Below are 25,814 nucleotides of genomic sequence, written 5' to 3' on the forward strand. Positions count from 1 at the left end.
AAATCACGGTCAAGCTTTTGGGGGACGTAAAATCTGCTGCCAGAAACCGCTTAAATGCTGGGCGGAATAAGCAAAATTCAGCTGTGGATGTTCTTGAATGGCTTGTACCTGCACTAGAGGATGCGCTTGAGAATCCAACCAGAGACTGAGACTCTGGCAATGCAACTGCAGGCAATCATTACAGCTGAAATGCTGCTGTTGATCGCTCATGCCCTGATGACAATCCAGATCATGGGACACGTTTACTTGTGCGGCAGGATGATGCTGCATGTGTGGTTGAGTTTTGACTGAATCATGGCAACCTGACATGGTCGTCATGGGCATTTTACCTTCATGTTGAATCGTCAATTTACTCATCATTTGCTGATGCATCGGCTGTTCGGATGCCAAAGCAGCATTACTCCACCCGATGGCAAAAACCATCAGGAACACAAACCAAGCCTGTTTGCGTAATGAAGTGAGCACAATATTGTCCTTAGCCTATACACAATAAAAGATAAATCATGTTCTTTTGATTTTAGTCTAACAGCATAACCAAGATATAAGTTATACACAATTTTTAAATTTATGCTAAACAGTGTCAAGTCCGATTGAATAATGCCAACTTAAACAATAAAGTTATTTTTTAAACAGTGTTATTTTTAAGCATAGATGAATAAAGCATCATATTTTTTAATAGCTTAACAAGCTAAAAAAGGACTCATTTGAGTCCTTTTTATACATTTAATGTCTAATTATTAAACTATTGATCTATAATTGTTTATAAACTAATCAAGTTATCCATACAGTTATCTACACAGATATCCATATGGTTATCCATAAAGTTATCCACAACTTAGCAATAATTAATTGTAGATTATTAGAGATTAACTGAAGTTACTTTTGCCAGTTCTGAACGCATTTCATCAATCACAGCTTGATAATCCGGTTTGCCAAAAATAGCCGAACCGGCAACAAACATATCGGCACCCGCTTCGGCAATTTCACGAATGTTGCTTGGGGTCACCCCACCATCAACTTCTAAACGGATGTCACGGCCAGAGGCATCAATAATTTTGCGTGCCTGACGCAGTTTATCCAACGTCATGGGAATAAATTTTTGACCGCCAAAGCCCGGGTTCACACTCATCAACAAAATTTGATCGACTTTGTCCAGCACATAGTCCAGATAATGCAATGGCGTGGCCGGATTAAACACTAGACCCGCTTTGGCACCGCCCGATTTAATCAGCTGTAAAGAACGGTCAATATGCTGAGTCGCTTCTGGGTGAAAAGTAATAATGTCAGCACCGGCTTCCAGAAAATCACCAATCATGCGGTCTACCGGTGACACCATAAGATGCACATCAATCGGTGCCTGAATACCATATTTTTTTAATGCCTTACATACTCCAGCACCAAAAGTCAGGTTAGGCACATAATGGTTATCCATCACATCAAAATGTACAACATCTGCACCTGCAGCAAGCACATTTTCAACTTCTTCACCCAAGCGGGCAAAATCGGCAGATAAAATGGAAGGTGCAATTAAATATGGCTTGGACATGGGAGAACCTGGCTATGCATTTGAATTGATTTTTCACATTATAACAAATTGCATCTCACTGCTGTGACCCAATCCAAGTTATTCGCCCACTCAATCACTGACACCAGCAAAAAAATAAGGAGCTTTGATGCTCCCTATTTTTTGATAAAACCTGATGCTCGATAAAACTTTATGCTTCAAGTTGTACGGCATGGAATTGCAGATGGTCATCCATAAAGGTCTGAATAAAATAATACCCGTGGTCATAGCCAACGTGTTCACGCAAGGTCAGTGACTGTCCTGCCTCGGCACAGGCTTGCTTGAATAGGGCCGGATTCAGTTGTGTATAGAATTGATCATTCAATCCTTGATCAATCAGAATTTCATTAAACAATGCGCCCTTAGACTGCACCAAAGCAGTCGCGTCATGCTTTTTCCATTCTGCCTGATCTGCACCTAGATAATGAGAAAATGCCTTTTCACCCCATGGACATTCGCTCGGTGCACAAATAGGCGCAAAAGCAGACACTGATTTAAATTTTTCTGGATATTTAAAGGCCAGTGTAAGTGCACCATGTCCGCCCATGGAATGGCCAAAAATCCCGACTGCATGTGCCTGAACCGGAAATTCCTCGATGACTACATCATAAAGCTCGTCAGCGATGAAGCTTTCCATTTGATAATGCTCAGCCCAAGGTGCCTGAGTAGCATTAATATAAAATCCGGCACCCTGCCCCATGTCCCAGGAATCTCCAGCTGCGACCTGTTCACCTCGCGGTGAAGTATCCGGGCTGATCAGGATAAATCCCAGCTGAGCCGCTAAACGTTGCGCATGGGCTTTAATTGCAAAAGTTTCTTCAGTACAGGTCAGACCCGCCAGATAAAAAAGTGCCGGACATGCCTGCCCGCTTAAGGCTTGTGGTGGCAAGAAAATGCCAAATCTGGATTCCCCGTTCAGTACCTTGGAATTCAGGCTATAAATTCGCTGTTCACCCTCAAAACATCGATTCTGCTGGATGAGTTCCATCATTATTGTCCTTATTGTGCTGCCACGCTTAATTGTGGGGTTTCTGTCTTGATTTCTGTTTTCAGGTCTGCTGGAAACAGGCGCTGCTCTAATTGCGGCAGCATAAATTCCATATTTTTGCCAATCGACCATTGCGGTTCAGAAGCTTCAAATCCTTGCGCTGTTTCCCATTGTGCCACGGTTTTTTTAGTCTGCTCAAAAGCGCCTTCTATAGACATCTGCTCGCGCATGGCCTGATCAAAAAAGGCCCGTCCAAAATAGGTATAATCGGCTTCGTTAGAACAGCCAAAAGAAGAACGGTCCGCCGCAGATGCGGTAATAATTAGAGTATTATCATCTTGTAAGGCCGGGACAAAACTACCTGAATAACAGGCCGAAATCACAATCACCCGCCAGCGAATGCCGGACTTATCCAAAGTATCTCTGAGCCATTTGGGATCGACATCATTCAGATCGATCGGTGCATTTTCCATTTCAAATTCATTCGGCAAACCGTGCGAAGTCATGTATAAAAATAACACATCACTTTCTTTATTCATTTGCTGGCCAATACGGCGTAATGCCATCTCCATACTGGTACGCGAAGCAATTGGAATCTGGGTTCGAGTTTCCGGATTATTCACCAAAACCATTGAACGGCCAAAGGTACCGAAGCGCGTATCAAATTGTTCTTTAATCCGTTCTACTTCAGATTTAAAGACATCTTGATAGCCTGCACCTGCGACCCCAAGAAAATACCAGTGTGACTGGGCAAACTCACCATATTGGATAGATTCCAGCGACTTGTTTAAGATCCGGCTTTGTGCATAAAAGGCATCTTCAGCAAAGCTTGGCGGGGTTTCTTCCACTTTCCAGATCGGCTGGTTTTTAACCGACATTTGCCACACCACAAGGGTGAAAAGCGTTGCGGCAACGATCAGTGCCCTCTCCCACCACGGCCATTTTAATTCACGTGAAAACACCCAGACTACCGCCAGACTTTGCCAGACAAACAGCACCATGAAGATGGTCGGCAAATAGTCATAGAACATGTAGGGCAATACATCAATATAGCCCAGATACTGGATCAAGCTTTGTAATAAGGCGATATGAGTATCCAGTACCAGCCACAACAAGGCCGGTACCAGCATAAGACGAAGATTATTAATCCGCTGCGACAGGAAAATACCGACAATCAACGCGATAAAAGGCCATAAAGCATAACTGATCAGGCCCTGTGAGTTGAACTGCCCGATCTCATCTGCACTGAGCCAACTGAATAGACTGTTGGCACTGCCGCCTAAAATTCCCCAAAAAATCAGTTGCAGAATGGATGGTCGAACAATTTGCAAAGATCGGCGCGAACCCAAAAAAAGCCACATCCCTGCAGTTTGGTTACTCTTAAAATCATGCCAAAAATTGATGGAGGGTTTAAAGTCGATCATAAGATTTTCGGGGGGCTTTAGCTCGCGGGTTTACACTCTAAGTTTATGCTTGATGAAAGTTTTATCAATGCTTCTTTGGCACTATATAACAAATTAATGTACAAGATTGAAGCAATTACCAAACTACTCTAAAAGATGATGCTGAAAGTAGGCATCAAAACGACAGGCATCACCCTGCCACTGATGATCCGGTTCTAGGTTAGCCAAATAGACAGCCAGACGTGGACGCTTCACCACCACACGTTTTGCCACTTTTTGTGCCAAATTTAACAGGTTATCACCCAGATCCATTTCACCATCTTCAGGCAACAGCATATGCAATAACTGCATCTGCTTTTTAACTTGTGCCTGTTTTTTAATGGCTTGCTGGTTCTGATCGCGCTGTGGAAACATCGGATCAAGATAAACCACATCCACCACATTCTGCTGCTCAGCCTGCTGCCTTAAATAATCGGCAGAATCAGAAAAAACCAGATGAATTCGTGACACTACTGAACTGAGAAAAGCATCATTTTGCGCATGGTTTTTACTGTCTTCCAGTAAGGTAAACAAGACTGGATGCCGTTCAACCAAGGTAACTTCAGCACCCAAATGTGCCATTAACAAACTGTCATGACCTAAACCGGCAGTCGCATCAATTAATGTAGGCTTTTCACCCAGATTACAGGCGCGTGCAATCATTTCAGATTTTAACGATGACCGTTTTAAACGCGGTACTTCAGCTTGCCAATCAGGCTGCATCTTCATGCCATTGGCACACAACCACAAACCCGACTCATCTGCACATAAAGCCAGTTCAGGATTTAGACGCAGAAATCGGGCATTCAGCTTTTCAATGGTCTCAACATTTACAGTGACTCCACGCGAAGAAAGCACAGCAGAATACTGCTGTGCTTGTGCTTGAAACTGAGCTTCTGTAAACAAATGCATTACCAAGAAACCCAGCCTGTCCACCAAGTTGCCAAAATAAACAGACCAAAACCAATGCGGTAGTACGCAAATGCAGTGAAATCATGTTTCGATACATAGCGGATTAATGCACGAATCACGATAAGTGCAGAAATAAATGCGACAATGATACCCACTGCTAGAACAGCCATATCATTGCTATGCAAATCTGCCCTCATTTTATACATATCGAGTAAACCAGCACCCATTAATACAGGAATACCCAGAAAGAAGGAAAATTCCGCTGCTGCTTTACGTGATACACCTAAAAATAAAGACCCGATAATGGTTGAGCCTGAACGTGAAGTCCCCGGAAATAAGGCCAAGCATTGAATCAAACCAATTAAAGTCGCTTGTTTATAGGTCAAATCATCAACTTCTTGAGTTTCAATGTTATGCGGACGGCGTTCAGCCCATAAAATAATAAAACCACCTACAATTAAGGCAATCGCGACAGTAATCGCATTAAACAGGTACGCCTTGATGATATCGCCTAACGTTAAGCCGATAATGATGATTGGAATTGAAGCAATAATTAAGTTAATACTTAAACGGCGGCCCTGTTCTTGACCTTTTAACCCACCGATTAAAGCACCCCAAAGTTTGCCCCAGTACTCGTAAATCACCGCTGCAATTGCTCCAATCTGCACTGCAACCGCAAACATATCTCTTTTTTCAATGGTCCAAAAATCTAAAAGCTGACCTGCTAAGATTAAATGCCCGGTACTTGAAATCGGTAGAAATTCAGTAATCCCCTCTACCAAGCCCATGATGGCCGCTTTAAATAATAATAAAAGATCCATATCTAACCTTAAGTTGCTTTAATTTGTTCTGGAATTTTTTTCCACGCATTATCACGCAAATATACTGGTAGTGCTTCTTCAGCCATAACCCACTGCTGCTGCAATGCAGCAATACGTGCAATTTGTGCAATATCTTGTGCTGTGGCAACAATCTCTTTGAATTCTATAGCTTCAGGCTGAATTAAAGCTGAACCTGAACCGACAAGTTCAAATCTGACGGCCTGACTGGCGGCACTATAATTTAACAATTGCTCTGTATCCACAGCCTGCATAATGCCGTGCTGATCTAGCTCAAAGCTGGCAATATAAACTTCGTTCATGCGGGCATCCAGTACCGCAGTGACTGAGCGTAGACCCGCTACACGATAGGCTGCCTGCGCTAAGGCCTGTAAGCTTGAAACTGGAACTACCGGCAAATCGTTTGCCCATGCCAAGGCCTGAGTGACCGCCGCATTAATGCGCACCCCACTAAACGAACCGGGACCACGGCTAAATGCAATTGCGGTTAAGTCAGCAGCAGACAAAGCAAGCTGGTTAAAAGCTTGTTCGATCATTGGGAGAATCGTTTGCGTTTGTGCTTTTGCTCGTGCATCTAATTGAAAAAATAATTCTTGAGTGTCATCTACAATAGAAACGGAACACTGCTCGTTGGCAGTTTCCAATGCCAGCAATTTCATGCACAACCTTAATTTATTTAAATATAAAAAACGTCAGATATCATACTCCACTCATGCGTGCTAGGCGAGATTTTCCATTCGCAGGATACAAAAAAGCCAAGCTTCCGCTTGGCTGAATATCTCGTTTCAAATCACAGTTCAACCGATTCTAAATGCTGAAAATTCTTGAAATGTTCTGCGTAGTGCATGGCACTCATTTTTAATTTGACTTCCGCTGCCTGATCTAAAGTCTTCACGATTTTTCCAGGTGAACCCATCACCACAGAATTGTCAGGAATCACTTTCCCTTCAGGAATTAAAGCATTGGCACCAATGATGCAATTTTTACCAATCACGGCATGATTCAAAATCACGCTATTAATGCCAATCAAGCTATTATCACCAATGGTACAGCCATGCAACATGGCTTGATGGCCTATCGTGACATAACTGCCAATATGCATTTCAATGCCGGCATCGGTATGTAAAACTGCATTTTCCTGAACGTTGGTAAAATCACCAAGTTTAATCTTGCTGTTATCGCCTCGGATCACGGCACCAAACCAGACACTGACCTGCTTTCCCATTTCCACTTGACCAATCACTGTGGCTGTATCTGCCACCCAGCCATCCCAAGGCTGATGTGTTGCTTGAGGTGTATGTCCCTTAAATTTGTACATCATTTTTTCATCTTCCTTGATCTTGATATTGCTGAATTTATCTGGTCTGCTTAATTTTTTTGCCGTAAAAGGCAGGCGAATTTAATAAAAAAGGCCATTCTTTTTGATAATTCAAACCATACTGAAACAGTGACACCAGCATCCGCGCAGTTAAGCCCCACACAATTTCATTTTCCACACGCATGCTGGGAAAATACAAGGACTGATGCACATATCGTACTTCATAGGGAATAGGGGGTGCATTCATTAAACTACTCAGTGATGCAAAAAAAATACGGTCAATTTCAGTTGGTTGAGGAATCAATTCTACTTCAGCAGGAATCAATCCCACCACAGGTTTAACCAGCATGCCATTACGGGCTTTTTGCATGGGCAAATCACCAATCAACTGCACATCAAATGGATTAAGTGCGGTTTCTTCATAGGCTTCACGCAAAGCGACCACAATGTTACTGGTATCTTGTGGATCTCTTTTCCCACCTGGAAAAGAAACCTCCCCGGCATGGTTAGATAAATATAAAGAACGGCGCGTCAGCAAAACTTTGGGATCGGACTCATCGGTAATCGCAATTAGTACAGCAGCCTGAGCAGGCTTTATACGCGTAGAAAAGCGCAACCTATGCTGTAATAATTGTATTAATGAGTAGTCATCCATGTGTTACTGCTCCTGCTACCTTCTTTATTTCATCATAGCTGAATTTTTATTCCAAAGGATAGAAATGATGCCAAATTTGGATTTTTCAGTTATGCTGATCAACACCTTTATCATTGACGATGAATATGAATTTCTGTGTAATTTGCGGACATAAAACAACGGAAAAAATTCCACTCGGCGATCATCAACTACGCCGTGTATGTACAGATTGCGGTAATATTCATTATGTCAATCCCAAAGTGATTTGCGGTGCACTTGTATTGTGGGAAAATAAAGTTTTGCTTTGCCGCCGTGCTATTGAACCACGCTATGGTTTATGGACCCTGCCTGCAGGTTATATGGAACTGTTTGAAACTATGGAACAAGGCGCTGCCAGAGAAACTCGGGAAGAAGCTGAAGCTGAAGTCGAAATTGAACAACTTTACTGTATGTACAATATTCCCCGAATTGGGCAAATTTATGTGCTGTTTAAAGCCAATTTAGTGAATGGAATATTCGGTGCAGGTGAAGAGACCATTGAATCGCATTTATTTGAAGAACATGAAATCCCCTGGACTGAACTGGCTTTTCCAAGCGTAGAACGGACCTTAAGACATTATTTTGCAGACCGTAAAACTGCTTCATTCGACATGCATTTAGAAACTTTAGGAACCCGTTTAGATCATACCGGTTAAAATTTTCTAATTTTTTAACCTGCAATAAAAAAGCCCATCATGAGATGGGTTTTGTTTTTCGCTTTTTTTAGATTTTAGGTTTTACGGTATAACATGAAGCCAAAGCAAAAGTTAATGTGCCTCCACTCAACTTGGCAAGTTGTTTATCATCAGTAGTATGCGTTTGATTATTGGTATTATAAACTTTTTGGAAGCTTGCTAAGGTACTTGCCCATTTTACCGTATCAACAGCAGAATCTTTAAATGTAACCTCTGCTGTGCCCGTAGTAAGATTTAATAAGTTACTTACATTAAGTAAAGCTCCGCCAATCACAATATTATCTCCAGAACTTGAAGTCTTAATATTGGAATTCATACCGACTAAAGCACCATTAATATTACCCAACTTTGCATTCGCCAATACCATACGTAAGGAAAGAGTCTTATCATTTGTGAAAGCACGGGATACCGTACCTATGCGATATTGTTGTACACCATCATTTACATAAGTTGATGCATTAAATTTACTGCTATCACAAGAAGCCGTACTCATATCTCCTGTAGAGTCTGACTTCATATTGGTTCGAATGTTCCCCTTTTCGTCAATGACTATTCCGAGTACTATATCTGGCACCGTTGTATCTGTAAATTTAAATGTTAAATCTGCATACATCGGGAATAGATAACCTTCACCAAATTTCACATTATTGATTGTCTTAAATACTCTTTTATCTAAATACGTAATAGGGAAAATTTTGTACAAGTCCAATGTACCTTGAAAATTTTCACTTCCTATCGTCTGACGCCACAAACCAAAATCATATCGATCCGCCAGAGCCACTTCTGTTTTTCCAGTTAATAACTTATAGAATTTTTCTTTACCAGCAATCATATAGTCATTATATAAGGTTCCCTGATAAATGCTTAGAGGTGTAAGTACGTTATCAACCTGGAAATCAAAATTCTGATCAATTTTTTTGGTCACTGGATTAATCCAATGATTTTGTGCATTCGCTGTCATACGAATAGGTTTTGTGGTGGTCAGCAGTTTAGTATTTAAGCCACCTATAGTCGATGTATCACTGATACCTGCTCCACGCCATTGCAAACCACTTCCGAAAGTATAACCATCACGATCGGTAAGCAACATGAAATGTCCAAATAGATGCTGCGTTGAACTATCCGTAGTATTACAGGTACTTTTATTACACCCAACCAAACCATCTGAACCACTTAATAAACTACCAAGAACACCAGACGTTGAAAATAACGAAAACTCCGGTTGATACACCCCTGCATTTGCAATAGTGATGAGTTTTAGTACGGTAGTACGTCCCTGTTCATCACTTATAGTAGAAATATCAACCCAAGGTTTAAGGAGAGATTCAAATTCAATATCTGTTGCATTGACAAATTTTTCCTGTGCAATGGATTCTAGGATATTTTCAAGATCACGTCTCATCTGATCGGTGATATATAAGGCTTGGATATCTGTTGGATCGACAATACTATTACCCTGTTGTGCCAGTGCTTGCAATATTTTTGCAATTCGTATTGCAACTTTTACAGTGCCATCCGTATTCGAATTAATATCTACAGCCTTCCTCCCTGTTATTCCAAAAGCAATATCTAAAATAGTCAAACGAGGCAGTTGTGATGTGCTTACTTTGGCAATTTCGTTTAAATTTAATGTGCCTAAATTAATTTTTTTATCTTTTTCACCCTTGATAAAGAAAGTGATTGAATCACCTACCTTACATGCTCCTTGTGCTACGCCATTTTGTAAATCTAAATAGGTGACAAAGCTATTTTTTGTATCACTACTACAGGTAAAATTTAACCCATCCAATGGATAATCTAATGCAAATCCTAAGCAGCCTGCAGAATCTATAGTACACGCCCCATGAGCCGTACTGGAATCATAGACTTCAGGAATAACCTTGGCACTTTCACCGCCACAACCACTTAAAGCTGCCATTAATGTCGTGAGGGCAAAAGGGAGTAAATATTTATTTTTCATCCTAATTCTCTTCTTATATCCTTAGCGAATTGCTATTAATTTTAATTGACCCTGATTGGTGAGCGCTTTATTTTCCAAATCTATCGCACTAGCTAAAGGAGTCAATAATATATATCGACTTTGAACAGGAATATGAACAATTCCTTCAATTTTTTGATGTGTAGTGGATGACTCAACAGCTTCATGATTTTTAAAACCTCCTGCGCCCTCAAGCACACAACCACTCGAATCTAAAAAAACTACAAATGGCCAATAAAAGGTCGGATTCTGTTGCCGTGATGCATAAGAGTTAATCTGAATATTCTGAATTTCATTGGAAACTTCCACAATTTCAAAATCAAATTGTTCTTTTAATGGTGCACGGGGCCAGACATTGACTTCCTTATCCAAACTGACAGTTTTCGCATTTTTAATTTTTTTATCCTGAATACATTGTTGACCTAAACTTTTAACAGCATCTACTTGAGAAACCCGATAATAGGTCGATGACAATGCAATGGGACCACTATCCTGTTTTTGATTCTTCTTAAAAATTGATTGCAGCAGGGATTTACTCACCCCTTTTTCACGCTCAACCATTTGTAAACGTGTCGCTCCATGCTTGGTATCGATGATACCTTCGGGCATAGCATAAAAACGCTTCTTACCTTCCAGATTAAATTCCTGGTCTTCCAGATATTCATTTTTTATATATTGCGTACCATCAATCGTTACATAGTTTTCCGCATTTTTAGCTTCTTTTACTTCTTTAGCTGTACTGGTCGCGAGATGTATAGTTTCTTCCACCTTTTTAGGGTTGGATTGAGGCTGCAATACAGCTTTTTTCTTTTCCTCAGTTTTGGGTTCTACATACTTCGCTTGCGGTATTTTAGCCACATCAAGATGGGTAGAAGCTGTTTTTTTGGCATTTTGAACTCCTACTTTATTTTCCCCCTTTAGTTGCAATGATGGGGGTGTTTGAGTAGCAGCAGTCTTAATTTCAGATTGATTAATTGAGGAATGGACTGATTGATTTTCTTGAACAATGGTATCTGCTGATGCAGATTTACTTACCTCAGTTTCTCTATTTTTGGGCTGAGATTTTTGCTGTACCACCATAGGCCGGCCATCTGGCCCAATAATAGTATAAAACTCGCCTGCATGCGAAAAAGATACCTGCACCATACATAGTGTAAGTATCGATTTCACCAATGAATTCCCTTTCATTATTTTCAATTTACCTACCATCGTGTTCTATAGTTCAATCCTAAAATCGTAACTTTGGTATCCGTTTTAACATTTAAACCCGCATATGGATTTAACAGAATATTATTTACACCCGTTTGGTTTGACAGACTACTCGTATTTGCCGGAATATTATCTTTGCTACGTAAAAAACCAATCGATAAATCTAAATCGGTATCTGCATCAAAACGATAGCCCACACCTAACCCAAACAATTGTGCATTGTTAATCGGAACCATTGTATTTCGCTTATTATCAGGAATTGCACTGCTACGAGGTTCATAACCGGCTCGTAATTTCAAACGATCCGTTGCAGAATACTCCACACCTATGCCAAAATTCCAAGGTGAAGTAAATGCCAATGGAAGTGCAAGAGAATTATCCCCAATATTTTCAGATAATAATTTGGCAATTTTTAATGCTGAAACTTGTCGGTCAAATTCAAATTTAAACTTGTCCCAAGCTTTATAGTCTGTCCAGCCTACATCAAAATTAACTTGTAAATCAGGTAAAACCTTATATTTTATTCCCGCCTGAAAATGTGCTGGATATTCAAAGTCCATTGAAACAAGTCCAGACTCGCTTGCAGGTATAGAATTCGGGAAACCTAAAATTGCAGCAAGAATTTGGCCCGTAGGAGATGACATTAAGCCATTAATCAGCTCACGAGGTGCCTTTGCATTATCAATGTGATATTTGCCTTTTAAACGCATTTTTGCCGCACTTTGATATACCATACCAAAGCTAAAATCTTCAGTCGGCTCCCACATCACACCCAAGTTATAGCTTGGACTAAGCGATTGCTCCATGGAAAGTTGCAATTGACCAAACTTGCCAAATGGATTCATGCCTTCTTTGGTGTTACACATTCCTAACAAAAGAATGTCGGTAATAATGTCCGAGTTTTCTTTAAAAGGCGTACAAACGACTTCATCAATCATTCGTAACATACCAATTAATTCATTCGGGAAACGCAAATCCGTTTTTAGACCAATGGCTTGGTATGACATACCAATAGAAGCACCCACAGATAACTCATCATTCACTTGATAAGCAATAGATGGAGATAAATAGGTAATCCTTTCTAGAGCAACCTGTTGCCCCATATAATTCCCAGGATTACCATTTTCGGCACCAAAACCGGCAACCAAAGGTGCATACATTGCCGTGGCAAATGTTGTTTTGGAACCTGGTGGCTTATAGGCAATACCTGCTGTAGGTGCTGCCATAGGTAGACCTTCACCCAGATCAACCATTTTTTTCAATACGGGAACGTATAGACTTACGTATTCTACATCCCCATTGACTGTACCTTTAAAGTCTGTACATAAATCGGAAGAAACCTCTGGTCCATCATTACACACCATCGGGTCATCTGAATAGCCAAATACGTTATAACCAGCAGGAACTGAGAATTCCCGTTTAATGTCAAAATTTGCAAGAATCCCTTGTACATCGGTCTGCAGACCTTCAATTTTGGTCAAGGCTGCAGGGTTAAAATGAATTGCACTAATTCCTGGAGGATCTGCAGTAACAGCATTCCCCATACTCAATGATCTGATATCAACAGATAAGTTGGTGCCTAATTGAGCAAAAGTTGCACTTGAACAGCCCGATACGATAATTGCTGCGGCTAACGGGCGAAGTCGAATCTTATACATACGACTACCCTCTTAGCGAAGTTTCTTACCGAAACCTAAAATATCAAGTGGGAATGACAGACCTAATGATACATCTGGTGCATCTTCTGTTAAGCCTATACCCACAGTTCCGTTGACAATGGTCTCAGGTGAAACACGAACACCCAATGAAATTGCTAAAGTGGAACTCGTCTGATCAGCCGGTGAATAACTTTCACCCGAAGTATAAGTAAATTGTGAACCTGTATTAAAACTTTGCTGATATGACATAGTCATAGACACATCATAATTAAATGAATAAGCAAAGCCTAAAGCAAAACCACCGCTGATTCCTGGTTCAAACTCATCAATGATGCGAGTACCACGGCGCTGGTTCAGTCCGGTTTCCTTAAAACCATAGTTTGCGGAAACAGAGGCAAAAAGTACAACAGGATCAATATATTTACGCGTACTTGCACCAATACCAGCAGAGTAATAACCTTTACCTGTAGCTAAATCATCAGTCGCATTAACTTCATAAGGACTATCACCCGTTTTGGTTGAAACATTCCCAAATAAAATCAGTGGTAATCTGCCTGCTTTTAGTGGAAATGGTTCCCAACGTGCACCAAAAGAAATATCACCTAAGCCAGCTGTAGAGGCATCTTTTAATAAATCTGTTTTAGCAACTAAAGGGACTGAAGCAGTGAAGGTCAGATTATCTAAAATACCATACTGAGCAGTAAAGGTATTGGTAATGGAATGAGCTGCATTTTCTTGAACACGAAGTTGATACAACTGCCCATTAGCCATCTCTGCATCAATCTGTGTATCACGATAATAGGTGTAATCAATATCATAATAAGATGAAATATCACCTTTTTTGATTAATGAATATTGTCTCTCATTGGAGGTAAAAACTTCTTGCAGGTTTGCTTCTTTACTGGCATCTCCTTCTTGCTGTTGTAATGCTGAAGAAGCTTGTGTATGTGCATCAACGGGTTGTGATTGCGCGGTTGTACTACTATCTACAGACGCTGGAGCTGTTGCCTCATCAGCTTGTTCATCAACAGCTTCATATTCACCAAGTGCTGACTCTTCCTCTGCGCTCACGGTTGCTACCGTTTGTGTATTTGCAGGCTGCGATGCTGTAGAGTCAACTTCCGTTTCTTGCTGATCTACAACCTCATATTCTCCAAGTGCTGGTTCTTCAGCTGCATATGCCACCCCTATTGCCATTTGAACACTCAAAGCCAATAAAGTTTTGTTCATCCATTTACAATTCATATTCCATCCCACCATTTTTCTTTTTTTAATCTGCCACTTTTATACTTTATTTACTTTTATAATAAAGGCGTAAAAAATTATATGTTGATTCCCCAAACTTTTCTGAGCTTTCGTTTACATTTTTATCTAACCGAATTGTTGAGGCTTTATCTGCAATTTTATCCATATAAAATTGTGGATATTGAATATCTACAAAAGCATAGCGATTCACAGTGGCATCTTCAACATGTCGCAAATCTGTATCATGCAATGCCAATAAATTTTTTCTTTGTTCTGGTGCAACATTAATTAAAAACAGGGTGTTATTTTCCCAAATATCTTTGAAACGCGTTTCATCAAAACTGATATTGCCCAGCGCAGGATCAGCCACATAAACACGTCCATTTTTATATGCTTTAAACACAACAAAATGTTTAAATCCTGCATAAGAAATTGGCACAATTGCCGGTTCAGCCTGTTTAACTAAATCTGAAAACTCCCCTTTATATCCACCACTTTCCAAACCCATGGCTGCGACAAAGCGTTTCATATCTAAAAGAGAAAAGCTGCGGCGTTCAATAATTTTTTCAGTTTCACCAAACTTTAATAGACCATTCATGGTTTGTTGTTCTGATAACTGAGTACCCACATAACCATTCATCAATGTGGTTAATGCAGCTGATCCACAACTATAGTCATAGGCTTGGCGAGCAATACCTCTAAATTGATCTTCCAGGGCGGGCTTAATAAGTACAGCTTCCCGGTGCATTCGATTGAAGGAATCTTGCCGAGAATCCAAGGTTTCAGTGTAATACACAGCTTCCGCCGGTTTTTTCTTAATTTCAAAGGCTTCTTTGGCAGCGTAATACATCAATGCCGAGCCTAGTGCGATCTCTAACATATATTTTGACTTTTCTAGTTAGCGGCATGACGTGCCTTTGTTCATTATTTTTTTAGAGCTTATGCTCTACATCCATGTAAAAAGGAAGATAACCCTTTTTATAAAAAAAAACAGCTTTTTTTTAGTTTTTTTGAAGAATTTCACATTATTTTTGTAAAAAAAAGCGCGTGATTTCACGCGCTTTTTTTTAATTCAGAATTAACGACCGGAAATCGTAATTACAGAACCTTTAGCCATTGATGTAGGTGAATTCATATAATAGGTTTGTAAACCTTGCACTTCTACATCACCAATAGTACCTGCAGTAGCAGTACCACGAGCACCTAGAGGAGTAGCAGTAGTAACAGATGCTGGCTTAGAACCTAAAGCAATCGCTTGAACATAAATGTCTGTTGCATTTGGACTATCATTTAAAATAACAAGACCATTTGGAGTGACTTTAATTTTATTCGAAATAGATAAATCAGTACCATTAGCATCAGCTACTTGAATCTTACCTAACCAGATGTCACCGCCACCAGCAGAATCATGAATACCAAGATCTGAAATTGTCAAACCACCTTGCATAGTTGTAGAAAGGTTAATCATAGCCCCTTGTGGAGATGCACCCAACTGAACATTTGCAGTCATTACACCAGTTTTAATATTAAGACCAGTTATGATTTTATTATAGTTATCTGATGCACCGCGACGGATTCCAGTTGCAGCCGCATCACCAGACTTCGCTACACCAATCTCACCAATACTAATATCTAAGCCAGATACTTGTGCAGCAATATTAATAAATGCCCCACCAGCTGCAGTAGTACCAGCATCGGTATCAATTTGTAAATCAGCCAAGTTATGTGAAGGTAATAAACTTGCCATATTTGCAGCAATTACAATACCATTAGTAGCAGTAGCACCAGTGCCATTACCTTTAATAACAATTGCACCTGCAGTCGAAGTACCACCTAAAGCAGTAGCAGTTAAACCATCATTATCATGAATTAATAGCTTTTCAATTTCGATTTTAGAAATACCAATCCCGATGTTAATACCATCTTGACCAGTTGTAGCACCCAATGAAGCATCATCCATTGCTTGCATTGCCATAGCATTTGCACTAATTGCTAATGAAGAAACTAAAGCAAGTTTAGTAAATTTTTTCATTTCGTACTCTCCCAAGAGTATTATTTTTTTTGATTGTTAACTACTCGATTTCACTGATTGTTTTTTATTTTTTGACAATAGTGAGTCTTTCCTTGAGCAGCTGATTTGCCCTAGTTAAGTTATATCTGTGTGATTTTTTGTTCAACTGCTGTTGGTCGCAATCTATAGGTTACCGATAAACGGTATTTACAGGTTTTATGCATAAACAATGTTATAGAATATGCCATCTATGCATCGACTTTATAAAGCAACCTCGTATGAATAAGTCTGTTATTTTTGAAAAATTGCTGATTAAACAACAGCTTAATCCTACTCAATTTCTTTTATGCCTATCGCATCTAAACCATGTCGTTTACTTAAAAAATTTAAACCACCCTGTTATTGCACTTTTTGCCTCCGAATATATGCTGATTCAGAATCAAAAAATTCAGAAATTTAACAGGACATCATTAAACCAATATCAACAGAATGCTGAATCAATTGATTTCAATCATTTTTTCAAGAAAAGCTTACAAAACTCTCATTCTGATTTTAATGGCGGTTTAATTGGTTTTATCAGTTATGATGAGGCTGCCCAGCAACAGGTCAACATTCGATCCAAAAATCAGCCTTCTTTATTTTTAGGTATTTATTACAGCTATATTAAATTGACCGATCAAGGCTGGACTTTTTTTAGTTATGAGCATGATGCTGAAGCGATTTTTCAAGTGATTCAGGAGGCCTTACAAGATAAAGACAAGCAAAATAAAAACCATCAAACGTTTACACTTACGCAACCTTGCACTGCACGCTGGAGTCAACATCAATATGTCACTGCCTTTAAGCAGGTTCAAGATTATATTCGGGCGGGTGATTGCTACCAGATTAATTTGACTCAGGAATTTACTGCCAAAGCACAAGGGTTATTGCTGGATACCACAGAAGCATTTTGGCAACTGACCGATGCCCCTTATTCGGGTTATCTTAAAATTGATGATTTTGAATTATTAAGCTGTTCTCCCGAACTGTTTATCGATTTTGAAGCAGACCGAAAAATTACCACAAAACCGATTAAAGGTACGATGCCCCGCCACAAAGATGCCGAACAAGATGAACAATCCAAGCAGAGTTTAATTCATTCGAAAAAAGACCAAGCCGAAAATGTGATGATTGTGGACTTACTGCGTAATGATTTAAGCGTGTATGCGGAAACAGGATCTGTTAAAACTCCAAAACTTTTTGAAATTGAGTCATTTAATCAAGTTCACCATATGGTCAGTGAAGTTACTGCCACTTTAAGGGAAGAGGTCAATCCTTTTCATATGCTCATGTCTGCTCTGCCGGGTGGTTCGATTACTGGCGCGCCCAAAATTCGGGCCATGCAAATTATCGAGGAACTTGAAGGTGCGCCACGCGGAGCCTACTGTGGTTCTATGGGTTATTTTAATTTTGATGGTACAGGTTCATGGAACATACTGATTCGCTCCATTCAAAAATATCAGGATAATGTTTCTGTTTGGGCCGGTGGCGGCATCACCATTGCATCTGATTGCGATGCTGAATATCAGGAATGTTTTGATAAAGTCGAAGCGATGTTGAAATTACTCAATACTTGGTATAAGCCTGAATAAATTTAAAAAGCAATTTTTAATCCCTCCCGACCTCCCTTTGAAAAAGGGAAAAGTTCCCTCCTTTGATGAAGGAGGGTTAGGGTGGATTTCAATTACACCAAAATATCATCTTTTAAGGTATTTACCAGACGCTGGTTTTGTTCATCCGTACCGATGGTAATACGTAGGAACTGGTTAATACGTGGCTTATTGAAATAACGTACGATAATGCCACGTTCACGTAATTCAGCAGCTAATTCAGCAGCATCTTTACCTACTAAAGATGCAAAAATAAAGTTTGCACTCGATGGCAAGACTTTAAAGCCAAGCTCAACCAATTGCGTCACTAACTTTTCGCGGCTTGCAATCACTTTCTCATTTTGCGCTTCGAAGTATTCTTGATCTTCAAAAGATGCCACAGCAGCTGCAATCGCAAAACGATCGATTGGATAAGAGTTAAAACTGTTTTTGACTGCTTCCAGTGCAGCAATCAGATGTGGCTGTGCAATGGCAAAACCAACACGCAATCCAGCCAGTGAACGTGATTTAGAAGTCGTTTGACATACGACTAAATTGTCGTATTTTTCCACAAAATTAACCGCAGATTCTGCACCAAAATCAACATAAGCTTCATCAATCACTACCACAGAATTGGGGTTGGCTTGAAGAACTTCTTCAATGGCTGATAAGCCGAGTGCAATACTGGTTGGTGCATTCGGATTGGTAATGATAATCCCACCATTGGCTTGCTTGTAATCATCCACCACAATTTCAAAGTCGTCATTGAGCGGCAGCACTTTGGTTTTTACCCCAAAGAACTGGCTATAAACCGGATAGAAACTATAGGTAATATCCGGGTACAGCACCGGCAATTCCTGTACAAAAAACGCTTTGAAGATGTGTGCCAACACTTCATCAGAACCATTCCCGACAAAGACATGACTCACATCGACTTGTTGCTGCTTGGCAATGGCTTGTTTTAAAGCCGATGCATCAGGGTCTGGATATAAACGCAATACATCTGCTGAATTTGCCAGTACCGCTTGCACCGCTTCCACCACTTTAGGTGATGGCGGATACGGATTTTCATTGGTATTGAGTTTTAATAAATTTTGAATTTTAGGTTGTTCGCCAGGTACGTAGGGTTCTAGTTCACGTACTTCAGGACTCCAAAAACGCATTTGTTCTGTTGTGATGGTCGACATTTTTATTTCTCTTATTTCCCTCTCCTGAGCGAAAGTTAAAGCATTGCTTTTAACTTTCAGCGCAAGTGATCTTCAGGAGAAGTTATTAAAATATTGGCTTTCTTATTTTCCCCTCATCCCAACCTTCTCCCTAAGGGAGAAGGAGTTTCACATTACAGATAAAGGAATCATACGAAATTACTTATTGATAACGATAACGCGCTGAGCGTGCATGGGCATCCAAGTTTTCTTGCTGTGCCAATACATCTGCAGTTTTCGCTAAAGTTTTCACGCCTTCTTGTGAGCACATGATCAAGCTTGAACGCTTCTGGAAATCATATACACCCAGCGGTGATGAGAAGCGCGCGGTACCTGAAGTTGGTAATACGTGGTTTGGACCTGCACAGTAATCACCGATCGCTTCAGGCGTATAGCGTCCCATAAAGATCGCACCGGCATGGCGAATGCTTTCCGACATTTCTTGCGCTTCATCTAAGCAAAGCTCTAAATGTTCTGGTGCAACTTGATTAATCAAATCAATCGCTTCTTGACGGTCTTTCACTAAGACTAAAGCACCACGATTGGCAATAGAGGTACGGGCAATATCAGCTTTAGGCAATTCAGCTAGATGATCTTCAATTGCCTGTTCAACATCGTTTAAAAGCTGTTCATCTGGTGTAATGAAAACAGCTTGAGCCACAGTATCATGCTCAGCTTGAGACAATAGATCCATCGCTAACCATTTCGCGTTATTTTCGCCTTCCGCATAGACCAAAATCTCTGATGGTCCTGCAATCATGTCGATCCCGACTTGACCAAACACCGCACGTTTAGCTGCAGCCACGAAACGGTTACCTGGACCGGTAATTTTATCGACCGATGGAATGGTTTCGGTACCATAAGCCAATGCAGCAACCGCTTGTGCTCCACCAATGGTAAATACACGGTGAACGCCAGCCAAATATGCCGCTGCCAAGACCAGCGGATTGAGCTCACCATTCGGTGCAGGAACCACCATGATAATTTCAGGCACGCCCGCAACATGTGCAGGAACCGCATTCATCAACACAGAAGATGGATAAGACGCTAAACCACCTGGTACATAAATCCCAACACGGTCAAGCGGTGTAATTTTTTGACCTAAGGTATTGCCCAAGGCATCAACATAAGTCCAACCATCCTGCTTTTGTGCTTGATGGAATTCACGAACACGGTTAGCCGCCAATTCTAAAGCTTCACGCACTTCTGTATTTAAGCCATCGAAAGCGGTCTTTAACTGTTCTTGTGACAGTTCAAGATCTGAAAACTGATGCGCTGGATGTCGATCGAACTGTTGAGTGAGTTTAAGAACATGAGCATCACCATGCTGACGAACATCAGCAATGATTTGGTCTACGGTTTTTAAAAGTTCAGGATCACTAACTGTCTCAAAAGCCAGCAAGTCTGCAAAAGCCTGCTTAAAGCTTTGATCTTGAGTCGATAAACGTCGCATCAATTTACCCACAAGGTTTGAATTGGAAAACTTTAGTTTACCTTGTTTCCTGAGTATTGTGGGCATTTATACTGCAACTATTGCTTTGGATTTCATAGAAAATAACATTGATGCACATGAATATTTCTTATGATAAAAATCACCTATAAAAAACCGCCCAGCAGGACGGTTTTTTATTTTCTATCCAGTAAGCTTATTTAGCTTTTTCACGTTCTTCCACAGCTTTTTCAAGCTGGGCCAGAATTGGATTCAATAAGGTTTGCTTACGTTTGAAGCTGGCTTTATTTACGATCAAACGTGAAGATACTTTGCAAATTTCTTCAAGGGGTTCAAGACCATTGGCACGCAAGGTATTACCGGTATCGACTACATCAACGATGTAATCACCCAAACCAACCAATGGAGCAAGTTCCATTGAACCGTAAAGCTTAATGACATCAACCTGCTCACCTAAGCTTGCATAGTATTGACGGGTTAAGTTCACGTATTTGGTGGCAATTTTTAAACGGCCTTTCGGACGAACCATATTCACTTTGCCCGCTGTCATGAGTTTACAGTTGGCAATTTTAAGATCCAATGGCTCGTAAACATTTTGTGCGCCATGTTCCATCAGCACATCTTTACCCGCAACACCTAAGTCTGCTGCACCATTTTCAACATAAGTTGGTACATCAGAAGCCCGTAAAATTAAAATACGTACCTGTTTATGGGTGGTTGGAAAAATCAACTTGCGAGATTTATCTGGATCTTCCAGCAAGTTAATCCCTGCTGTTTCTAGCAGCGGTAAAGTCTCTTTTAAAATACGTCCCTTACTTAATGCTAAAGTTAAACCATGATCAAAATTGCCCATAACGTCAAAGTTTGGATCATCGTTTCTCATATCGCTCATTAACTTACTCGCTTAATTTGGGCACCTAAACCTTGTAATTTTGCTTCCACATCTTCATAACCGCGGTCAATATGATAGATACGGTCAATCAGGGTTTCACCTTCAGCAGCTAAAGCAGCCAAAACCAAAGAGAAAGAAGCACGTAAATCCGTTGCCATCACTGGCGCTGCAGAAAGTTTTTCCACACCCGTAACCACAGCATCATTACCTTCGACCTGAATGTTTGCCCCCATGCGTGACAACTCAGGCACATGCATAAAACGATTTTCAAAAATCGTTTCAGAAATTGTTGCAAAGCCACGACCAATCGCATTAACAGCCATGATCTGAGCTTGCATATCGGTTGGAAATTCTGGATGCGGCAAAGTCTGGAAGCTGACGGCTTTAGGACGCTTGCCCATCATATCCAGTTCAATCCAGTCATCACCACGGGTAACTTCTGCACCCATTTCTTCAAATTTGTCTAAAACTGCTTCAAGTAATGCAGGATCAGTATGGGTAGTTTTTACTTTACCGCCAGTAATGGCAGCTGCAGCCAGATATGAACCGGTTTCGATACGGTCAGCAACTACAGCATATTCACAGCCATGTAAGCTTTCAACACCTGTAACCACAAGCGTATCTGTATCCAGTCCTTCAATTTTTGCACCCATGGCAATGAGCATTTGTGCAAGGTCAGTAATTTCAGGTTCACGCGCAGCATTACGAATTGTGGTGACGCCATCAGCCAATACCGCCGCCATCAGAATATTTTCAGTACCGCCCACAGTCACCATATCAAAGACAACTTCGCCGCCTTTAAGACGACCGTCAACTTTGGCATTGACATAACCGGCTTCAACCTCGATCTCTGCACCCAAAGCTTCTAGCGCTTTTAAGTGTTGATCGACTGGACGTGAGCCAATTGCACAACCACCTGGTAAAGATACTTTTGCACTACCATAACGCGCCAATAAAGGACCAAGCACCAAAATTGATGCACGCATGGTTTTGACCAGTTCGTATGGTGCAAATTGATTGTCTAATGTTGAGGTATCTGCTTTAACCGTGTCGCCTTCATAGGTAATTTGTACGCCCAAACCCGCAATCAACTTCACTAAGGTATTGACATCTTTCAGGTTTGGCACGTTAGTCAAAACAGTGGGTGTTTCAGGTAAGATCATTGCAGCAAGTAATGGAAGTGCTGCATTTTTTGCACCAGAAATACGCACTTCACCTTCGAGCTTAACACCGCCCTGAATTAAAAATTTATCCATCTAGTTCTAAGCTCCGAATAAGCTTGCTTTACGCCATTCTTCTTGGGTCATTGCACGAATAGTAACTGCATGTACTTCACCGCTAGCAATATATGAATTTAACGGAGCATAAACCGCCTGCTGGCGTGCGACAGGACGCTTGCCCTCAAATTGTTCATCGACAATTCGAAGATCAAACTTACCACCTTGCCCACTAACTGCAACTTCAGCCTCTGGAAAAGCAGCTTTTAAAATTTCAGTGAGCTGTTCACTATTCATCACAAAGACCTCTTATAGGACCAACGGTGTAAAACCTGCCATTTTACTATAAATATGAAAAATAAAGCATTAACGTATAACATTTAATATATAAAAAAGAGGTCATCAAAAACCTCTTTTCGTTCAAAAACCGAAACTATGCTAGCAATGGCTGGGACGCAACCTGCATTTTCCGATGCTTATGTAACTGTCTTTTAAGTTTTTCTGTTAATTTTTTAATTGAAGTATACATATCATCAGCTGTCGCCTGTGCAAATAATTCTGCCCCCGGTACACGAATAATGGCTTCAGCAATATGATTTAAACTTCCTTTTCTTGAACGTTTGTCTACTTGATGATCTTTGGTCAATTTTACCTGCATACTATTAACTTGGTCTAAATGCTTGGTCATTTCAGCAAATTTTAAGCGGATATTATCTTCAATAGCAGGGGTGATAGTTAAGTGATGACCACGAATTGTTATTTGCATAATTCTATCCCTCACCTTCATTAGGATTAGTTAAAGTCATAGCCGAAATGATCTGATGACAGAAAATAGGATTCTGCAATTCACAATTTAAATCATTTCAACCACTCCTTTAAAAGAAAAAAAGATTCATTATGTTGTCATAATGAATCCATAGAATAATCAGATTTTAAAAATTAGATCAAGACTTTTCGCTCAGAAGATGATGGAATATGTAACGACTCTCGATATTTAGCAACAGTTCGACGTGCAACATCAATCCCATCTTCTTTCAATAAATTGGCAATAATATTGTCAGATAAAGGCTTACGCGGATTTTCTTCTGAAATTAATTTTTTAATTTTCGCTCGAATCGCAATAGACGAAGCCTCTCCACCAGAAGTAGTCGCAACATGACTGGAGAAGAAATATTTCAGCTCAAACAAGCCACGTGGTGTCAGCATAAATTTATTGGTGGTCACTCGTGAAACAGTCGACTCATGCAATTCAACTTCTTCTGCAATATCGCGAAGTACCAAAGGCCTCATCCCTTCAGCCCCTATTTCCAAAAACATTTTTTGGTGTTCTACGATACAGGTCGCAACTTTCAATAAGGTTTTATGGCGCTCATCAACGCTTTTAATAAAGTTTTTTGCATCTAGCATTTGATTGCGCAGATATTGATTATCGTTACTTTGATCTGCACGTTTAATCATATTGGCATAAAAAGAATTGACCCTTAATTTAGGCATAACATCTGGATTGAGTTGTACTTGCCAATGATCATTCTTTTTCATGACCACCACATCGGGAATTTGATAATCCGAGTCTTTCTCTTCAAACTCCATTCCCGGATAGGCTTTTAATGTTTTTAACAGGTCAACTGCACATTTCAACTGATCTGGATTCAAACCAGTCTGTTTAACCAGCTTTGGCAATTCATTCGAAATCAACAACTCGTAATGACTTAACAAGGTTAACGCTTCACGACGATAAGCGGTATGCACAGGTAAACTGTCTAATTGCACGGATAAACATTCAGCTAGGTTACGTGAGGCTACACCAGCAGGATCAAGATGTTGTATATGTTTTAAAACCACCAGAACTTCATCATCTTCCACTTCATCATCGTAATCCATGGATTCCAATAAATGCTGCACAGATGCGGTGATTTCAGAAATTTCTGCGTCCAAAAACCCTTTTTCATCCAAAGAATCAACAATACAATGCGCGATGAGTCGATCAACTGCTGAAAAATGCAATAAATTTATCTGCTCTAGTACGTGTTCTTTTAGGCCTAAATGCCCCTGACGATTATCTTCACGATCCTCATATTCAGGAGAGCCCAAGCTAGTCGGTTGATGGGTATAAACATCATCCCAATCTGTATCCACCGGCAGATCATCAGGCAAGGTATTGGCATTCAACTCATTGGTTAAATCTTTGTCATTACGTTCCTGATCTTCCAAAGAAGTTAAACTCTCAATATTAGATAGTTCTTCTACTTTTTCTAATAAAGGATTACTATCCAGTTGAACCTGAATTTCCTGTTCAAGCTCTAAACTCGATAATTGAAGCAAACGAATGGCTTGCTGCAACTGCGGTGTCAGTGACAAGGAGTTCGCAACTTTTAATCCAACCGATAACTTCATAATTCCTCTACTCTTTTTTTGAACATTTGTTATAAGCAATTTTTATGCCTATTTATAATTTTATAGCATAGAATTTTTAAAAATCCTACATTTTTGTCATCCGATCAACTAGACCAGTTGCAGAATGAAAATGTGAGCAAGAACGAACGATCTTTAGCCGTGTGATTTAAACGCAGGCCAGATCAGGGGCAACAGCAGCTCTCGCTTTTTATACTTTTTGATGTTTATGACTTAATTTAAACTTTTTACCTTCCCTTTATTCCCCGCACAAAAAAAGCCCCTGCATTTGCAGGGGCTTTTCAGGAATAATGAGCTGGCGATGACTTACTCTCACATGGGTAATCCCACACTACCATCAGCGCTAAGAGGTTTCACTTCTGAGTTCGGGAAGGGATCAGGTGGTTCACTCTTGCTATTGTCGCCAGCACAACTGTTTATGGACTTGTTCGGGTCTTATTTAACTGCTTTGCAGTGTTTGCCGTACTTGATACCAAAT

General features: G+C 40.3%; 24 protein-coding genes and 1 rRNA gene. 2 read left to right on the plus strand and 23 right to left on the minus strand.

Going from position 1 to position 25,814, the window contains the following annotated elements:
* Nucleotides 1-9: 9 nt before the first annotated feature.
* The 9 genes from B9T29_RS05425 to B9T29_RS05465 all read right to left on the minus strand — a co-directional run bounded on the left by B9T29_RS05425 (nt 10) and on the right by B9T29_RS05465 (nt 7,718).
* Complete coding sequence (locus tag B9T29_RS05425) at nt 10-465, minus strand: hypothetical protein (protein WP_086174931.1); 456 nt, start codon at nt 463-465, stop codon at nt 10-12.
* 394 nt (nt 466-859) lie between these two features.
* Nucleotides 860-1,546, minus strand: coding sequence for a ribulose-phosphate 3-epimerase (gene rpe / locus B9T29_RS05430; protein WP_086174932.1), 687 nt, complete (start codon nt 1,544-1,546; stop codon nt 860-862).
* Between the two features lie 169 nt (nt 1,547-1,715).
* Nucleotides 1,716-2,552 carry an S-formylglutathione hydrolase gene (gene fghA / locus B9T29_RS05435; protein WP_086174933.1) on the minus strand — a complete coding sequence of 279 codons (837 nt, stop codon included), beginning with the start codon at nt 2,550-2,552 and terminating at the stop codon, nt 1,716-1,718.
* 11 nt (nt 2,553-2,563) lie between these two features.
* Nucleotides 2,564-3,976, minus strand: a complete 1,413-nt coding sequence (locus B9T29_RS05440; RefSeq protein ID WP_086174934.1) for a C13 family peptidase — start codon at nt 3,974-3,976, stop codon at nt 2,564-2,566.
* Between the two features lie 123 nt (nt 3,977-4,099).
* Nucleotides 4,100-4,906 carry a class I SAM-dependent methyltransferase gene (locus B9T29_RS05445; RefSeq protein WP_171263979.1) on the minus strand — a complete coding sequence of 269 codons (807 nt, stop codon included), beginning with the start codon at nt 4,904-4,906 and terminating at the stop codon, nt 4,100-4,102.
* Entirely contained in the window at nt 4,906-5,727 is an 822-nt protein-coding gene (locus B9T29_RS05450; RefSeq protein WP_086174936.1) for an undecaprenyl-diphosphate phosphatase, read from the minus strand. The genes B9T29_RS05445 and B9T29_RS05450 overlap by 1 nt, the downstream gene beginning before the upstream one ends.
* An 8-nt stretch (nt 5,728-5,735) precedes the next feature.
* Nucleotides 5,736-6,404, minus strand: a complete 669-nt coding sequence (gene tsaB / locus B9T29_RS05455; RefSeq protein WP_086174937.1) for a tRNA (adenosine(37)-N6)-threonylcarbamoyltransferase complex dimerization subunit type 1 TsaB — start codon at nt 6,402-6,404, stop codon at nt 5,736-5,738.
* A gap of 131 nt (nt 6,405-6,535) precedes the next feature.
* Nucleotides 6,536-7,066: a gamma carbonic anhydrase family protein gene (locus B9T29_RS05460; RefSeq protein WP_086174938.1), complete on the minus strand. Its 531-nt coding sequence runs from the start codon at nt 7,064-7,066 to the stop codon at nt 6,536-6,538.
* Nucleotides 7,067-7,100: 34 nt separating this feature from the next.
* Entirely contained in the window at nt 7,101-7,718 is a 618-nt protein-coding gene (locus B9T29_RS05465) for an NUDIX hydrolase (RefSeq protein WP_086174939.1), read from the minus strand.
* Nucleotides 7,719-7,843: 125 nt separating this feature from the next.
* Here B9T29_RS05465 and B9T29_RS05470 point away from each other — a divergent pair, with 125 nt between their 5' ends.
* A complete protein-coding gene (locus tag B9T29_RS05470) occupies nt 7,844-8,392 on the plus strand; it encodes an NUDIX hydrolase (protein WP_086174940.1) in 549 nt (182 codons plus the stop codon).
* A gap of 67 nt (nt 8,393-8,459) precedes the next feature.
* Here the strand turns inward: B9T29_RS05470 and B9T29_RS05475 are convergent, their stop codons facing one another.
* From B9T29_RS05475 to B9T29_RS05500, 6 genes are all read right to left on the minus strand, one after another.
* On the minus strand, nt 8,460-10,391 hold the full coding sequence (locus B9T29_RS05475) for a hypothetical protein (protein WP_086174941.1): 1,932 nt from the start codon (nt 10,389-10,391) through the stop codon (nt 8,460-8,462).
* A gap of 21 nt (nt 10,392-10,412) precedes the next feature.
* Nucleotides 10,413-11,579: a putative pilus assembly protein FilE gene (gene filE / locus B9T29_RS05480; protein ID WP_265733362.1), complete on the minus strand. Its 1,167-nt coding sequence runs from the start codon at nt 11,577-11,579 to the stop codon at nt 10,413-10,415.
* Nucleotides 11,580-11,611: 32 nt separating this feature from the next.
* A complete protein-coding gene (locus B9T29_RS05485) occupies nt 11,612-13,276 on the minus strand; it encodes an OmpP1/FadL family transporter (protein ID WP_086174942.1) in 1,665 nt (554 codons plus the stop codon).
* A gap of 12 nt (nt 13,277-13,288) precedes the next feature.
* Nucleotides 13,289-14,521, minus strand: coding sequence for a hypothetical protein (locus B9T29_RS05490; protein ID WP_171263980.1), 1,233 nt, complete (start codon nt 14,519-14,521; stop codon nt 13,289-13,291).
* A 46-nt stretch (nt 14,522-14,567) separates the two neighbouring features.
* On the minus strand, nt 14,568-15,401 hold the full coding sequence (locus tag B9T29_RS05495) for a C39 family peptidase (protein WP_086174944.1): 834 nt from the start codon (nt 15,399-15,401) through the stop codon (nt 14,568-14,570).
* A 198-nt stretch (nt 15,402-15,599) separates the two neighbouring features.
* Nucleotides 15,600-16,553 carry a DUF6160 family protein gene (locus tag B9T29_RS05500; protein WP_086174945.1) on the minus strand — a complete coding sequence of 318 codons (954 nt, stop codon included), beginning with the start codon at nt 16,551-16,553 and terminating at the stop codon, nt 15,600-15,602.
* Nucleotides 16,554-16,810: 257 nt separating this feature from the next.
* On the opposite strand from B9T29_RS05500, the gene pabB reads away from it, so the two are divergent.
* On the plus strand, nt 16,811-18,163 hold the full coding sequence (pabB, locus tag B9T29_RS05505) for an aminodeoxychorismate synthase component I (protein WP_086174946.1): 1,353 nt from the start codon (nt 16,811-16,813) through the stop codon (nt 18,161-18,163).
* Between the two features lie 92 nt (nt 18,164-18,255).
* Here the strand turns inward: pabB and hisC are convergent, their stop codons facing one another.
* The 8 genes from hisC to rrf all read right to left on the minus strand — a co-directional run bounded on the left by hisC (nt 18,256) and on the right by rrf (nt 25,744).
* Nucleotides 18,256-19,347 carry a histidinol-phosphate transaminase gene (gene hisC, locus B9T29_RS05510; protein WP_086174947.1) on the minus strand — a complete coding sequence of 364 codons (1,092 nt, stop codon included), beginning with the start codon at nt 19,345-19,347 and terminating at the stop codon, nt 18,256-18,258.
* 181 nt (nt 19,348-19,528) lie between these two features.
* Nucleotides 19,529-20,830, minus strand: a complete 1,302-nt coding sequence (gene hisD / locus B9T29_RS05515) for a histidinol dehydrogenase (protein ID WP_171263989.1) — start codon at nt 20,828-20,830, stop codon at nt 19,529-19,531.
* 181 nt (nt 20,831-21,011) lie between these two features.
* The gene (hisG, locus tag B9T29_RS05520; RefSeq protein ID WP_086174948.1) at nt 21,012-21,707 is read right to left on the minus strand and encodes an ATP phosphoribosyltransferase; all 696 of its coding nucleotides are present in this window, start codon (nt 21,705-21,707) and stop codon (nt 21,012-21,014) included.
* On the minus strand, nt 21,707-22,963 hold the full coding sequence (gene murA / locus B9T29_RS05525; protein WP_086174949.1) for a UDP-N-acetylglucosamine 1-carboxyvinyltransferase: 1,257 nt from the start codon (nt 22,961-22,963) through the stop codon (nt 21,707-21,709). The genes hisG and murA overlap by 1 nt, the downstream gene beginning before the upstream one ends.
* A 6-nt stretch (nt 22,964-22,969) precedes the next feature.
* A complete protein-coding gene (gene ibaG, locus B9T29_RS05530; protein WP_086174950.1) occupies nt 22,970-23,221 on the minus strand; it encodes a BolA family iron metabolism protein IbaG in 252 nt (83 codons plus the stop codon).
* 136 nt (nt 23,222-23,357) lie between these two features.
* Nucleotides 23,358-23,690 (minus strand): ribosome hibernation-promoting factor, HPF/YfiA family, encoded by a 333-nt coding sequence (hpf, locus tag B9T29_RS05535; protein WP_086174951.1) that lies wholly within the window; start codon nt 23,688-23,690, stop codon nt 23,358-23,360.
* A gap of 173 nt (nt 23,691-23,863) precedes the next feature.
* Nucleotides 23,864-25,318, minus strand: coding sequence for an RNA polymerase factor sigma-54 (locus tag B9T29_RS05540; RefSeq protein WP_086174952.1), 1,455 nt, complete (start codon nt 25,316-25,318; stop codon nt 23,864-23,866).
* 311 nt (nt 25,319-25,629) lie between these two features.
* A 5S ribosomal RNA gene (rrf, locus tag B9T29_RS05545) occupies nt 25,630-25,744 on the minus strand.
* Nucleotides 25,745-25,814 lie beyond the last annotated feature (70 nt).

Origin of the sequence: Acinetobacter sp. ANC 3903, from assembly GCF_002135315.1 — a bacterium.
GTDB lineage: Bacteria > Pseudomonadota > Gammaproteobacteria > Pseudomonadales > Moraxellaceae > Acinetobacter.